Genomic DNA, 13,943 nt, shown 5'->3' with positions numbered 1-13,943 from the left:
TGACCAATTAAATATAAAAAATCCCGGCTTCAGCTGGGATTTTTTATAGCAAATCATTTTTCATGATCAGTGTATGAGCGACCATCAAGAGCTAAATAAATAGCGATTTACTTATTTTTCTTGTCCCGACTGCCCTCAAGGATTTCAATTAAGCTCAGATTGATATTTCTCGCCAGTTTTTTTAATTTCTCTCTCGGTTTTCCTCTGCAAAGAAAGCGGAAACTATAAAGCTCATCCTTATAAGAAATTACATAGAAAAAAGTTCCTACTGGCTTTTCTTTGGTTTCTGTCCCGCCTCTTTTTAAGAGTCCTGTACAGGCAATATAAATATCAGAATAAAACATTTTCTTGGCTTTTCTGACCATTTCCTGCGTGACTTCCATAGATTCCGGGGTATATTTTTTAATAAATTCAGGTTTGATTTTTAAAATATTCTCTTTGACACCCATGTCATAACAGACCAGTCCGCCATATAAAATATCACCCGAATATTTATTTTGGGAAAATCGGTAAGCCAGGTAACCTGCTGATGCACTCTCTAGAAAAGTAATACTTAATTTTTTTTTGGCGAGTAATTTTATACATTTATTCATAGAGTAAACTCCTGACTTTATGATCATCTATTGAGTATTAAATATTCAAAAATAAAAGATTAAATACTTAGCGTCTGAATGTCCTAGCAAAACTAAAACTGAACTACCCTTGCTCACCACCTTAAACCCGCTGTATATCCTCAGTCATTTATATGACTTAAGTTCATACCGACGAAACTTATAATAACCTTGACTGGTTTTAACTCTGATTGGCTTTCTGATTTGATGTGTATTAGATTTTTTATAGGTTGATAATAGTTTTATGCCTAAAAGCATAAGTAGTAGAAGATATAAAATATATATCACTGAAATGATGGCTAAGTCGATTTAAGTGTGAACTAAAATATGCTTATTAATTCAGGGTTTATTTATAAGACGATGAATAGGTTTAATTAAGAAGTGAATAATTTCAAAGACAAAATCCTGGCAAGATACCAGGATTTTTTATATGCACTTTTGGTCATGTCATATGACCACTAAATAATTTTGAAAATTTTGCCGCTGATGGTGCTTTGAAAAAACATTTCAAAACTTGGGCGAATATTTTCACCTTCAACTGTAATATGTTTGACGTTAGAATCCGATTGTGTACGAACAAAATCAGGATCAACAGTAGCCTGAATCACGTATTGAACACCGAATTGATCTTTCACACTGATCTTTTGCTTAAGCATAAATAAACCTTTAATAATGATTATAAGAGAGATCGGCTAGAAAATGTTTAGCCAATATATAATTTAAATATTAAATAACTTTATGATTTAATTTAAATAATTGATTTAAAGATGTATAAAATGTACGACCGTCTAGATTCAGGTCAACTTCGATTCCTGATTGAAGCAGCACTCTTTTACCTACTTCAATTTCCTTAAAACCTTGACGTGTATTTTGCATTTTATTCAAGGGAATCAAAGAAACAATAATTTCTGTACCATTTTTAGATTTTGCAATTAATTCATTAATTTTTAACAACTTGTATCCTATTTTTATACTTCTTCCAATCTAGAAAAAGCTTTTTAACTTTTATTTAAAACAATAAAAAAGCACTGATGCGTGCTTTTTTATTCTAAAGACTTATAGCGCAGTAATATTTACAGCATTTGGGCCTTTTTGACCTTGAACTACGCTGAATTCAACTTGCTGGCCTTCCATTAAGGTTTTAAAACCTGAACTGGCAATTTCACTGAAATGAGCAAAAACATCTGGACCAGATTCTTGTTGAATAAAACCGAAACCTTTAGTTTCGTTGAACCACTTTACAGTACCTTTAACAATATTTGAGTTTGACATAATAAAACCTATTAATTTTTAATAATTTTTAGTCATCTGAATGACCAGTTGTAACTTTGAAAATAATAAAGAATGGAACTTAAAATCTGGATAAAACGAAGGATTATGAATAAAACGACGATACTTAAGGAAGATTTTTTGCAACAAGACTTTTTTCTAGTTAAGGCCAGTATACAGGAAGATTTAAAATAATCAAGTTTTCTTATATATATATTTAATTACTTTATAAATATTATTTTATTATTTACAAAATTTTCATTAAATTTTATTTAATTTCAACCACTTAATAAAATTAACCTATATTACTTGAGTGAGTTAAACTTCTACATTTTAGATTACCTTCGCTTTCTCCAAACAAAGAAGCAGAGAAATGTCGATGTCATTGCTCTGCTTTACTTAATGTTAGGCTGCTCTTTCCCTAATAATATTAAAAGGTCACACGCTTATATTCGCGATATTCTGGTATCCAGAAATTCGCATCTATGGCTTTCTGCAGCACATCAGAACCAACTTTTGGAGCGACGCCATCCTCAACCGCAGCTTGCGCAACCCTTAAGGCAATAATCTTGGAAATATGCTGAATCTGATCCAGATCTGGCAACAAATTGGCGGTTGGATCCTGAAGTTTTGGAGAGCATTCTGCTAAGGCATTACTTGATGCCATCAGCATATTATCCGTAACACGTGTAGCGCCTGAAGCAATCACGCCCAGTCCAATTCCCGGGAAAATATAAGAGTTATTACATTGAGAAATAGTATAAATCTGTTCCTGATAATTAACGGGTGCAAATGGGCTACCTGTAGCAATCAGAGCTTTCCCATTGGTCCATTGAATAATATCGGCTGGAACAGCTTCTACGCGAGAAGTAGGATTCGATAAAGGGAAGATGATCGGATGTTCACAATTTTCAGCCATTGTCGTGATCACTTCTTTACTAAATAATCCCGGCTGTCCAGATACCCCAATCAGTACTGTTGGTTTTGCATACTTGATGACATCCAATAGAGAAATAATCTCTTCGGCATTTCCCCATTCAGCAATATTTTCTGGTTCTTGAGCCAGTTTTCTCTGGAAATTTAATAGATTCGGCTGATTCTGGGTAATAAGACCAAAGCGGTCCACCATAAAGACCCGCTTACGCGCTTCAGCATCAGTCAGGCCTTCTGCCACCATTTTTGCCACAATCTGTTCAGCGATCCCACAACCGGCTGAACCTGCTCCCAGAAAGGCAATGGTCTGATCTTTTAATTGTTTGTTTGACGCATAGGAAGCTGCAATCAGACTTCCTACTGCCACAGCTGCCGTACCCTGAATGTCGTCATTGAAGCAACATACTCGATCTCGATATTTTTCCAGTAAAGGCATGGCATTGTGCTGGGCAAAATCTTCAAATTGAATTAGTGCATCTGGCCATCTTTGCTGAATCGCCTGTATCACCATTTCGACAAATTCATAATACTCATCACCAGTGATACGAGGCTGACGCCATCCCATATAAATCGGATCATTCAACAGCTGCTCGTTGTTCGTGCCTACATCCAAAGTAATTGGCAAGGTATAGGCCGGACTAATGCCTCCGCAGGCCGTATATAAAGCCAGCTTTCCAATCGGAATGCCCATTCCACCAATGCCCTGATCGCCTAAACCGAGGATACGCTCACCATCCGTAATCACGATCACTTTGACATTTCTTCGATTCACGTTATGCAGGATGTGCTCAATATGATCCCGATCCGGATAGGAAATAAAAACCCCGCGATGACGGCGATAAATCTCGGAAAAATGCTGACATGCTTCTCCTACCGTTGGCGTATAGATGATCGGCATCATTTCGCTTAAGTGATTTTCAATCAAATGATAGAAAAGCGTCTCGTTGGTGTCCTGGATGTTACGTAGGTAAATATGCTTATTGATTGCATCATTGAATGAGCAGTATTGCTGATACGAACGCTGACTTTGTTCCTCAATCGATTCGATTACTTGGGGCAAAAGTCCATGTAAATTAAAATGAATACGTTCTTCTACAGAGAAAGCTGAGCCTTTATTCAGCAATGGTAGTTCAAGTAATGCAGTACCTGCGTAGGGAATATAAAGTGGACGTTTAGGGTTCAGAGGTTCAGTTGCCATTTTTAACTCGCACTTTAAAATTCGACATAAATGAAAGCCGAAAAGAACAAAAAATTATCCTACTATCCTAGTCGACTTTCAGCTGTTTCAGTCATTCAGCGAATTAATAATGAAAAATGTTCTATTTAATAAACTGATAACGGCAATGAAATAAGCTTTAAATTTTTATATCCTCTTGTCAGATAAAAATTTGGATCATACTTTTTGAATTTAGGCTTAAGCTAATTGCCTGAGATTAAATTTTAGAAATTAAAGCTATATGCATTCGTTTTTATTCATTTATTTTTTTAATAAGAAAATATTTAGGAAATTAGATCAATTAGCTTGTTATCTATCTGCTTTATCTAAAAAATCAGACAATTTCCCACTCAATAAAACTTAGGCAATAAAAAACCCCGATCAATGATCGGGGTTTTTCGTATCTGGCGGAAGCGGTGAGATTCGAACTCACGGAGGGGTATAAGCCCTCGTCGGTTTTCAAGACCGGTGCATTAAACCGCTCTGCCACGCTTCCATGTGCGCAATAATACGGAGCTTTTAGGCGACTGACAAGTGAAAATTACAGTGAATCTCATCAACTGCATATAGTTTCATCAAATCCTTACAATTTTGCTGCCAATTCTGCCCCTTCACGAATTGCACGCTTGGCATCTAGTTCAGCAGCCAGCTTTGCTCCACCAATAATATGGTAATTCGCTAAAGTCTTTTGGTCCTCTGAAGGCATGACATCTTTGACCGATTCCTGACCAGCACAAACGACGACCGTATCTACACGCAGCAATTGATCATGCCCATCCACTTCAATCCACAAACCTTCATCCGTGATCGATTTATAGTGCACACCGCGTAACATGCGCACGCCATGTTTTTTTAATTGGGCACGATGAACCCAGCCCGTGGTTTTACCTAAGCCTGCTCCTAAAGCAGTAGTTTTACGCTGTAATAGATAAATTTCACGTACAGGTGGCTCGACTTCTGCTGGCTGCAGTCCGCCTTCACTTACATAATTTGCATGCAGATCTACACCCCATTCCCGTTTCCATTCATCTACAGGTTGCGGTTGTGGCTGATGCGGTGGCTTTAATAAAAATTCTGATACATCAAAACCAATTCCTCCGGCACCAATGACAGCGACACGATCTCCCACTGGTGCGCCGCGCAATACTTCAGCATAAGACAGGACTTGAGGTGCATCACTACCGGTAATTTTCAATTCACGCGGAACAACGCCCGTAGCCACAATGACTTCATCAAAACCTTCGCGTTCCAGTTGCTCCCGATTCACTCGAGTATTTAAACGGACATCTACCCCGGTTTTTTCCAGCTGCACTTTGAAATAGCGAATGGTTTCATGGAATTCTTCTTTACCTGGAATTACTTTGGCCAGATTAAATTGCCCACCCACTTCATTAGTGGCTTCAAACAAAGTCACATCATGACCGCGGCTAGCTGCGACTGTAGCTGCGGATAAACCTGCCACTCCACCACCTACCACGGCGATGCCTTTGGGCTTTTTAGTTTTGACATAAACCAGTTCGGTTTCATAACCAGCACGTGGATTTACCAGACAGGTAGCACGTTTATTTTTAAAGGTATGATCCAGGCAGGCCTGATTACAGGCTATACAGGTATTAATTTCATCAACTCGATTGGTTGCTGTCTTATTTACCCAGAATGCATCTGCCAACAACGGGCGTGCCATTTGCACCATATCTGCCTGACCCGATGCCAAAATCGCTTCAGCCGTTTCTGGCATATTGATCCGGTTCGATGCAATGACTGGAACAGCGACATGTTTTTTGACTTCTGCGGTGTAATCTACGAATGCGGCACGAGGAACAGAAGTGACAATCGTCGGAATACGTGCTTCATGCCAGCCAATACCGGTATTGAGTAAAGTTATTCCAGCCTTCTCTAATGCTTTAGCGACGGTAATCACTTCCTGCATCGTATTGCCATCATGTACCAGATCTAGCAAGGACAAGCGGAAACAGATAATAAATTTTTCACCAATTTCAGCACGAATCGCTTTAACAATCTCCACCGCAAAACGCATGCGGTTTTCAATTTCTCCGCCCCAGCGATCAGTACGCTGATTGACGTGACGGCTTAAGAACTGGTTAATCAAATACCCTTCCGAGCCCATGATTTCCACGCCGTCATAGCCCGCTTTTTTAGCCAGTTTTGCAGTTTTAACATAGTCCTGAATCGTATCCAGAATCTGGTTTTCAGACATCTGACGTGGTTTAAAAGGTGAAATTGGCGATTTAATCGGACTAGCAGATACCACAAAAGGTTGATAGCCATAACGTCCGGCATGCAAAATCTGCAACAGAATCTTGGCCCCATGCTTATGCACGGCATGCGTAACCAGTCGGTGCGGTGCAACATCGCCCAAGGTATTCATGGTTCCGCCAGCAGGCAATAACCAGCCCTGACGGTTAGGTGAAATCCCGCCAGTAATCAGGAGACCCACACCACCTTTGGCACGTTCACCAAAATAAGCTGCCAGTTTAGGATAATTATAAAAACGATCTTCCAAGCCCGTATGCATTGATCCCATCACCACACGGTTTTTAATCGTGGTGAAACCCAGATGTAATGGTTTTAAAATATTTGCATAGCGCGTCGTTGTCATAAAATATCCCTGATTCTTATTTGGCTAAAAGCTTAAATCTTATCAATGTACTTTAACTGATTTTCAGGGGCTTTTTATGACTATCAGGTCCGCTTTCTCAGGCACAAATACCAATTGTGATATTCATGCCGTACCTGAGTGATGGATTTATTGCTTCCATTGATTTTTGCTGGATTTCCATAAAGCAATTACGCCGAGTACTGTACCAATGGGAAAACTGAGCAGCATCAGGATCGCCATAATTCTGGACAAGGTGCGTCCTGAACCATTGCCCTGTTTGACCTTGAGACAGGCCTGAATATTCAAAACAATCAGCACAGCCAAAAGTAGCAACACAATACCCAGACTCAGCATGGAAATCGTCGACTGCTGATATTCCAGATATAAAAATGCAACCGTACTAAAAACCAGCAACCCGGCGTAGATTCCATGCGCAATCGACAGGGTTTCATTCTTGGAGGCAGGTTGCAGATGAGGTAAAGGAGGAATATTCGGGCTCATGAGGGCTATCCTGAAGATGTTTTTTCTTAATGATGTTATTGAATCTTCCCAGATTTTCCTATTTTTTAAGCGTTTGTCAAAAATACGGTAATTTTATGATTATCTAAGCCTATTGAATCAAGATTTTGAAACGAGTTTTTCTTTTCTAAAGCAAACCTAAATAAAATAATGATACAATTGATGCAATATGTGTTTTTTCAGGCCACCACTTCTGGCGTGCCTATTTCATATCATTAGGATGAACAATGTCTGATAATGCAACTATCTTGCAGAATGTCCCAGTAGGCAAAAAAGTTGGTATTGCCTTTTCTGGCGGTCTAGATACTTCTGCAGCTCTTTTGTGGATGAAACAAAAAGGCGCTGAACCTTATGCTTATACAGCAAACTTGGGTCAGCCAGACGAAGACGATTACGATGCAATTCCAAAAAAAGCTGAAGCTTATGGCGCAGTAAAAGCACGTTTGATCGACTGCCGTTTACAGCTTGCATTAGAAGGTATTGCTGCAATTCAATGTGGCGCGTTCCACATTTCTACAGGTGGCGTTCCATACTTCAACACGACTCCTCTTGGCCGTGCAGTGACAGGTACCATGCTGGTAACTGCAATGAAAGAAGATGACGTGAACATCTGGGGTGACGGTTCTACTTATAAAGGTAACGACATCGAGCGTTTCTACCGCTACGGTCTATTGACCAACCCTAACCTGAAAATCTACAAACCTTGGTTAGACCAGACCTTCATTGACGAGCTAGGTGGCCGTGCAGAAATGTCACAGTTCCTGATCGACAATGGCTTTGACTACAAAATGTCAAAAGAGAAAGCTTACTCAACTGACTCAAACATGTTGGGTGCAACTCACGAAGCCAAAGATCTTGAATACCTGAATGCCGGTATCAAAATCGTTGATCCAATCATGGGCGTTGCATTCTGGAAAGAAGACGTTGAAATCAAACCTGAAGAAGTATCCATTACTTTTGAAGAAGGTTTCCCTGTTGCAATCAACGGTCAACGTATCGAAGATCCAGTTGAGTTCATTCTTGAAGCGAACCGTATTGGTGGCCGTCATGGTCTAGGTATGTCGGATCAGATCGAAAACCGTATCATCGAAGCGAAATCTCGTGGTATCTACGAAGCTCCGGGTATGGCCCTTCTTCACATCGCTTATGAACGTCTGGTCACTGGTATTCATAACGAAGATACGATCGAACAATACCGTATCAACGGTCTTCGTTTGGGTCGTCTTCTGTACCAAGGTCGCTGGTTCGATTCTCAAGCATTGATGCTTCGTGAAACTGCACAGCGTTGGGTAGCTAAAGCTATCACTGGTACTGTGACTTTAGAACTGCGTCGTGGTAATGACTACACCATCATGAACACTGAATCTCCTAACCTCACTTATGAAGCTGAGCGTTTAACTATGGAGAAAGGTGATTCTATGTTCTCTCCAGCGGATCGTATCGGTCAGTTGACTATGCGTAACCTGGATATCACAGATACACGTGCGAAACTGGGTATCTATACAGATTCTGGCCTGCTTGCAGTAGGTACAGGTTCTGCAGTACCTCAATTAAAAGACAAAAACAAATAAGTTTGTTTTAAAGTCAAAAAAACCGCTCGAATGAGCGGTTTTTTTATGGATTCAATTTAGGTATTCACACTGTTCGGATTTGCAGTGCGTATGGATTGGTAATAAATCTGGTTTCGACCCAACTGTTTGGCCCGATACAACGCCTGATCGGCAATTCCCAATAAGGCATCCTTATCAATAAAGTCCTCACCACGATAAACGGTGATGCCCAAACTAATGGTGATATGGTCAGCTACACCAGATTTCTCATGTGGAATTTCCAGACGCTCAATTGCATTAAAGATATTAGAAGCCACTGCATAGGCGCCATGCGCATCGGTTTCTGGAAGCAATACGACAAACTCTTCACCACCATAACGGGCCACGAAATCCATATGCCGGATCGCATTTTTAATAGTGAAGGCAATACTGGAAATGACATCGTCCCCTTTTTGATGTCCATAAAAATCGTTATAGTTTTTAAAGTGATCAACATCGATAAACAAAATCGCCAAAGCATGCTGATTACGGCGGGAACGTTCAAAGAAGATATCCAGTGTTTCATCGAAAGTTCGTCGATTAGAAATTTTGGTCAGCTCATCATGCTGGCTTAAATGCAACAATTCTGTGGTATGAATCCGCTGAATTTTCTCACTGATTCTGGCCCGCATGGTATAGAGAAAAATCATTCGCTCACGGGCAAAAAGCATATAACTAATCACACATCCTAATAGACTACTGCCAATCAGAATCCGCCCCAATACCAGTGCATTAAAGTCGATCGATAACATGGATAACAGCCAGACTGTACAAAGTGCGGCAAATAACCCCGTGATTAACATCTGTAAAGGTTTTACTCCGGTCAGAATATACCCTAGGATGTAGATAATGGTGATGATCGCCATCGACTGATGTTGCAAGCTTACTGTTTGAATGGACATGGTCAGATAAGAGGTCGAGACTATCATCCAGAACATCAGCAGCATGGAAGCCTGCGGAAAAAAGCGTTTGATTTTAGGCAGACAAGAGAAGAAATAAAAAGCGAGTAAAGCTAGACTACCATTGATCAGCCCCAGCATACAGCGCACAAAATCATGTACGAAATATTGTGAATCGATAATCCAGTAGTCGGTCGGAACCATAACCAGCAGAAAAATAAAATAGGTCAGTACACCTGCCCAGACATATTTTTCGACATGTTTACGTGCTCGCTCCAGGTTTTTGCTCCAGAACTCCTGTTCCAGATTCTGAGGGAAAACCGAGCCTACACGCTGACTTTGCCGTGTGATTAATTCTTCTATTTTTTCTTTTTCATCTTGCAATTTTGCTAGATTGTACTTGTATTCCATTGCCAAGTATTTATGTAATTTTTTTATTAATTTTAAAATATCATACTTTTATAAATTAATTTATAGATATCCCTTATTTTGTATATATTTCTCGTTACCATTTTAGGCATAGATGCATTATCATTTGTTTTATTTCTCCGATTGAATTCGCCTTGAATACGATTACCCTTCTCCAGCCAGACGACTGGCATGCCCACCTGCGTGATGGTCACGCTCTGCAACGCACCGTTCCTGATCTAGCTAAACAGTTTTCCCGCGCCATCTGTATGCCGAACCTTGTTCCACCGGTTAAAACTGTGGACGAAGCATTAAGCTACCGTGAACGTATTATGGCGCATGTTCCTGAAGGTAGCGATTTTGATCCACGCATGGTGCTGTATTTCACAGATAATACCTCTCCAAGTGAAGTCAAAAAGATTAAAGATTCTGAGCATGTCAATGCCATTAAACTTTACCCTGCTGGCGCAACCACCAACTCGGATAGCGGTGTAAGCGACATTCGTAAAGTATATTCAGTCATTGAACAGCTTGAAGAGCATCAGGTGCCTTTATTGCTGCACGGTGAAGTGACGCATAATCATGTCGATATTTTTGACCGTGAAAAACGTTTCCTTGATGAAGTCTTAGCACCATTACTGAAACAATTCCCGAAACTGAAACTGGTTCTGGAACACATTACTACTAGCGAAGCAGCTAATTTCGTACTGGAACAGGATCGTAATGTGGCTGCGACCATTACTCCACAGCATTTACTGTTTAACCGTAATGATATGCTGGTTGGTGGAATCAAGCCGCACTTCTATTGCCTGCCAATTTTAAAACGTCAGACGCATCAGCAAACGCTGCTTGAAGTAGCGACCAGCGGTAATCCTAAATTTTTCTTAGGCACCGACAGTGCACCGCACTCAAAAAATGCCAAAGAAAATGCGTGTGGCTGCGCAGGATGCTATAGTGCTCCGACTGCAATTGAGTTATATGCTCAGGCCTTTGATCAAGTAGGTAAAATCGACCGTCTAGAAGGTTTTGCCAGCCACTTTGGTGCAGATTTCTACGGCCTCCCACGTAATACCACAACCATTACGCTGGTCAAAGAAGATCAAGTTATTCCTGAAAGTCTAGACTACTTGGATGGTGAACAAATCGTTCCGCTATATGCAGGAAAAACCATTCAATGGAGAAAAATGTGACAAATGAAACTCTTCCAGTCATTGGTCAGCGTTTCCGTGGATTTTTGCCTGTTGTTGTCGATGTTGAGACAGCAGGCTTTAATGCACAGACTGATGCCTTGTTAGAAATTGCGGCCATTCCAATTGTTTATAATGAAGATGGCCAGTTTGTGCCCGGTGAAGCTTACCATGCACATATCAATCCTTTCGAAGGTGCCAACCTGGATCGCCGCTCTTTGGAATTTATCGGTATCGACCCGTCAAATCCAATGCGGATCGCGATGGCTGAAGATGAAAAAACCGCGTTAAAACGTATTTTTAAATCGGTCAATGAAGTGCGTCGTCAGCAAAACTGTACGCATGCCGTTTTGGTTGGTCACAATGCGCATTTTGATTTGGGCTTTGTACAGGCTGCAATTGCCCGTACCGGAACCAAAAACCAGAATCCGTTTCACAGTTTTTCTGTGTTTGATACCGTGACTTTAAGTGCGGTGATGTTCGGTCAAACGGTACTGGCTAAATCTTGTATTCAGGCCGGGATTGAGTTTGATGGCAAAGAAGCACACTCTGCGTTATACGATACGCAAAAGACTGCGGAACTGTTTTGCTATATTTTAAACAAACTCGCACCTCACCTGCTTGACACTTTGGTGGCGGATCAATAAGATACCGCCATCTTCTAAACGTCCCTATCGTCTAGAGGCCTAGGACATCGCCCTTTCACGGCGGTAACCGGGGTTCGAATCCCCGTAGGGACGCCATCTTATTTATTCCCCTCTTCTTTCATTTTTTCCAAGAAAACTCTTTTTCTTATTATTGCTTTCAATACTATTGTTATAAATTCCGTATGACTGAGTTTGGTGCCCTTTCTCATCTGCTTAGGCTATAATCAAGTTGATGTTAGGTTTTGATTAATTTTCCCATGCTAAAGAAAATCCTGCTTATTTTACTTATTCTGGCACCTTCAGCGCTTTATATTTATGTGATCAGTCGCGATGATAAAACTGCTGAGAACCAAGCAGAAACTACGCCTGCTGAAAAAACACCGACTGAGCAATACCAGACTCCAGATCACTAGTTTCTAAGGGAATTCTCAAATATTTATTTTTTAAATTAAAAGAAGAACTTTATGAGGAAATTCCAATTTATGTGATATTTCACATAATTAAAACTAAAATACTTTTTTTAAATCTCTCCTTTTAATTGAGCTATGCAATCTCCCTCTCCACCTTCACAGCATTCGTCTGTTGAGGGTCAAACTCCGTCGTTAAAACGTGCCATGGGCACACGTCATCTGATCATGCTCTCCCTTGGTGGTGCGATCGGTACTGGTCTGTTTATGGGTTCAGGTGAAGTTATTTCACAAGCTGGGCCTTTAGGCGCGGTACTGGCCTATATTATTGGCGGCTTGATCGCCTATATGGTCATGCTCTGCCTCGGTGAACTGGCCGTACATTTACCCGTGTCTGGTTCTTTTGGTGCCTTTGCAACCCATTATATTGGACCGGGTACAGGCTATATGGTGTCCTGGATGTACTGGCTGGGCTGGTCAGCCACCTTGGGTACCGAATTTACTGCCGCTGCGATTTTAATGCAGGAATGGTTCCCGCAAACTTCGATCTGGTTATGGACATTGATCTTTGCTGCAGGTGTACTGCTCTCCAATCTAAGCTCAACCCGAACCTTTGCCGAATCAGAATTCTGGCTATCGCTGGTGAAAGTCGCGACTGTACTGATTTTTATTATTCTGGGCTTTGCCTGTATCTTTGGCTTTATTCCATTCCAAGGTTATGAATCTGCGCCACTGTTCAGCAATCTGACTGAACATGGCTGGCTGCCAAATGGTTTAATTCCGTTATTCACCACATTACTAATCGTGAACTTTGCCTTTAATGGCACCGAGATGATCGGGATCGCTGCCGGTGAAACCGAAAATCCTGAGAAAAATGTGCCGAAAGCAATTCATGCAGCGGTATGGCGTCTAATAATTTTCTTTGTCGGTACCATCATCGTCATCAGCTCCTTGCTAACTTATACTGATGCCGGTTTACAGGTCGGTGGTCATGGGGGCTTAAGCAGCAGTCCGTTTGTATCTGTGTTTACCCAGATGGGTATTCCATATGCGGAAGACTTTATCCGTTTTGTGATTATTACGGCGCTGCTCTCTACTGCAAACTCTGGCCTTTATGCCGCTTCACGTATGATGTGGGCATTGTCTTCACAAAACCAGTTACCGCGACTGTTTGCCAAAGTCAGCAAATCCGGCGTGCCTTATGTAGCAGTTTGGGTCACCATGATTGGCGGCTTGCCTGGTCTGCTCTCTGAACAATTTGGTGCAGATGTCATCTTTAAAAACCTAATGGGCGTGGCCGCTTTTACCATGGTGATTGTCTGGATGAGTATCTGCTGGAGCCAGTTTAATTTCCGTCGCCAATGGCTGAAGTCTGGTCATAGTGTCTCTGAACTAAAATTCCGTACACCTTGGTTCCCTTTAGTTCCCATTCTAGGTTTTGTAACTTGTACTGCAACCGGTCTGAGTATGGCAGCTGACCCTGAAATGCTCTCTGGTTTTATTGGCTGTTTATTGTTTATGGCAGCATGCTATGCAAGTTACTACTGGCTTTATCATCAAAAAGCTTAAATTCTAAACTTTTGAACTGAAATAATTTCTTTAATAAACCCAGTTCCGATTGGGTTTATTTTTTCATAT

Annotated in this window: 13 protein-coding genes and 2 tRNA genes; 6 read left to right on the top strand and 9 right to left on the bottom strand. The window is 40.9% G+C overall.

What is annotated here, in order from left to right:
• Positions 1–107: 107 nt before the first annotated feature.
• The 8 genes from AC4MBN_RS04565 to AC4MBN_RS04530 form a co-directional block, all read right to left on the bottom strand.
• Positions 108–593: a CinA family protein gene (locus AC4MBN_RS04565; protein WP_034706081.1), complete on the bottom strand. Its 486-nt coding sequence runs from the start codon at positions 591–593 to the stop codon at positions 108–110.
• Between the two features lie 476 nt (positions 594–1,069).
• Positions 1,070–1,267 carry a hypothetical protein gene (locus AC4MBN_RS04560; RefSeq protein WP_419363401.1) on the bottom strand — a complete coding sequence of 66 codons (198 nt, stop codon included), beginning with the start codon at positions 1,265–1,267 and terminating at the stop codon, positions 1,070–1,072.
• Positions 1,268–1,337: 70 nt separating this feature from the next.
• Complete coding sequence (locus AC4MBN_RS04555) at positions 1,338–1,565, bottom strand: hypothetical protein (protein ID WP_004782813.1); 228 nt, start codon at positions 1,563–1,565, stop codon at positions 1,338–1,340.
• A gap of 102 nt (positions 1,566–1,667) precedes the next feature.
• Positions 1,668–1,883: a cold-shock protein gene (locus tag AC4MBN_RS04550; RefSeq protein ID WP_004782814.1), complete on the bottom strand. Its 216-nt coding sequence runs from the start codon at positions 1,881–1,883 to the stop codon at positions 1,668–1,670.
• A 427-nt stretch (positions 1,884–2,310) separates the two neighbouring features.
• On the bottom strand, positions 2,311–4,011 hold the full coding sequence (locus AC4MBN_RS04545) for an NAD-dependent malic enzyme (protein WP_419374412.1): 1,701 nt from the start codon (positions 4,009–4,011) through the stop codon (positions 2,311–2,313).
• A 423-nt stretch (positions 4,012–4,434) separates the two neighbouring features.
• A tRNA-Ser gene (locus tag AC4MBN_RS04540) sits at positions 4,435–4,525 on the bottom strand.
• Positions 4,526–4,612: 87 nt separating this feature from the next.
• The gene (locus AC4MBN_RS04535; protein ID WP_419363396.1) at positions 4,613–6,649 is read right to left on the bottom strand and encodes an oxidoreductase; all 2,037 of its coding nucleotides are present in this window, start codon (positions 6,647–6,649) and stop codon (positions 4,613–4,615) included.
• Positions 6,650–6,796: 147 nt separating this feature from the next.
• On the bottom strand, positions 6,797–7,150 hold the full coding sequence (locus AC4MBN_RS04530; RefSeq protein ID WP_491880740.1) for a hypothetical protein: 354 nt from the start codon (positions 7,148–7,150) through the stop codon (positions 6,797–6,799).
• Between the two features lie 245 nt (positions 7,151–7,395).
• On the opposite strand from AC4MBN_RS04530, the gene argG reads away from it, so the two are divergent.
• The gene (gene argG, locus AC4MBN_RS04525) at positions 7,396–8,739 is read left to right on the top strand and encodes an argininosuccinate synthase (protein WP_180130400.1); all 1,344 of its coding nucleotides are present in this window, start codon (positions 7,396–7,398) and stop codon (positions 8,737–8,739) included.
• Between the two features lie 56 nt (positions 8,740–8,795).
• On the opposite strand, the gene AC4MBN_RS04520 is transcribed toward argG, so the two are convergent.
• Positions 8,796–10,067 (bottom strand): GGDEF domain-containing protein, encoded by a 1,272-nt coding sequence (locus AC4MBN_RS04520; RefSeq protein WP_419374410.1) that lies wholly within the window; start codon positions 10,065–10,067, stop codon positions 8,796–8,798.
• Between the two features lie 152 nt (positions 10,068–10,219).
• Here AC4MBN_RS04520 and pyrC point away from each other — a divergent pair, with 152 nt between their 5' ends.
• The 5 genes from pyrC to AC4MBN_RS04495 all read left to right on the top strand — a co-directional run bounded on the left by pyrC (position 10,220) and on the right by AC4MBN_RS04495 (position 13,874).
• Positions 10,220–11,254, top strand: coding sequence for a dihydroorotase (pyrC, locus tag AC4MBN_RS04515; protein WP_419374409.1), 1,035 nt, complete (start codon positions 10,220–10,222; stop codon positions 11,252–11,254).
• The gene (gene rnt, locus AC4MBN_RS04510) at positions 11,239–11,898 is read left to right on the top strand and encodes a ribonuclease T (protein ID WP_034704922.1); all 660 of its coding nucleotides are present in this window, start codon (positions 11,239–11,241) and stop codon (positions 11,896–11,898) included. Before pyrC ends, rnt begins: the two co-directional genes overlap by 16 nt.
• A gap of 20 nt (positions 11,899–11,918) precedes the next feature.
• Positions 11,919–11,994 (top strand) — tRNA-Glu (locus AC4MBN_RS04505).
• Between the two features lie 161 nt (positions 11,995–12,155).
• Positions 12,156–12,311 carry a hypothetical protein gene (locus tag AC4MBN_RS04500; protein WP_419363387.1) on the top strand — a complete coding sequence of 52 codons (156 nt, stop codon included), beginning with the start codon at positions 12,156–12,158 and terminating at the stop codon, positions 12,309–12,311.
• 132 nt (positions 12,312–12,443) lie between these two features.
• Positions 12,444–13,874, top strand: a complete 1,431-nt coding sequence (locus AC4MBN_RS04495; RefSeq protein WP_491876003.1) for an amino acid permease — start codon at positions 12,444–12,446, stop codon at positions 13,872–13,874.
• Positions 13,875–13,943 lie beyond the last annotated feature (69 nt).

The organism is Acinetobacter sp. CAU_H_60, from assembly GCF_058599385.1.
Note: the sequence above shows the minus strand (reverse complement) of the source record. Positions and strands in the feature narration are given on the sequence as shown.

Excerpts from the sequence above, each read along its gene's own strand:
- AC4MBN_RS04565 (WP_034706081.1), bottom strand. The coding sequence starts at position 593 with ATGAATAAATGTATAAAATTACTCGCCAAAAAAAAATTAAGTATTACT.
- AC4MBN_RS04560 (WP_419363401.1), bottom strand. The coding sequence starts at position 1,267 with ATGCTTAAGCAAAAGATCAGTGTGAAAGATCAATTCGGTGTTCAATAC.
- AC4MBN_RS04550 (WP_004782814.1), bottom strand. The coding sequence starts at position 1,883 with ATGTCAAACTCAAATATTGTTAAAGGTACTGTAAAGTGGTTCAACGAA.
- AC4MBN_RS04545 (WP_419374412.1), bottom strand. The coding sequence starts at position 4,011 with ATGGCAACTGAACCTCTGAACCCTAAACGTCCACTTTATATTCCCTAC.
- AC4MBN_RS04535 (WP_419363396.1), bottom strand. The coding sequence starts at position 6,649 with ATGACAACGACGCGCTATGCAAATATTTTAAAACCATTACATCTGGGT.
- AC4MBN_RS04530 (WP_491880740.1), bottom strand. The coding sequence starts at position 7,150 with ATGAGCCCGAATATTCCTCCTTTACCTCATCTGCAACCTGCCTCCAAG.
- argG (WP_180130400.1), top strand. The coding sequence starts at position 7,396 with ATGTCTGATAATGCAACTATCTTGCAGAATGTCCCAGTAGGCAAAAAA.
- AC4MBN_RS04520 (WP_419374410.1), bottom strand. The coding sequence starts at position 10,067 with ATGGAATACAAGTACAATCTAGCAAAATTGCAAGATGAAAAAGAAAAA.
- rnt (WP_034704922.1), top strand. The coding sequence starts at position 11,239 with ATGGAGAAAAATGTGACAAATGAAACTCTTCCAGTCATTGGTCAGCGT.
- AC4MBN_RS04500 (WP_419363387.1), top strand. The coding sequence starts at position 12,156 with ATGCTAAAGAAAATCCTGCTTATTTTACTTATTCTGGCACCTTCAGCG.
- AC4MBN_RS04495 (WP_491876003.1), top strand. The coding sequence starts at position 12,444 with ATGCAATCTCCCTCTCCACCTTCACAGCATTCGTCTGTTGAGGGTCAA.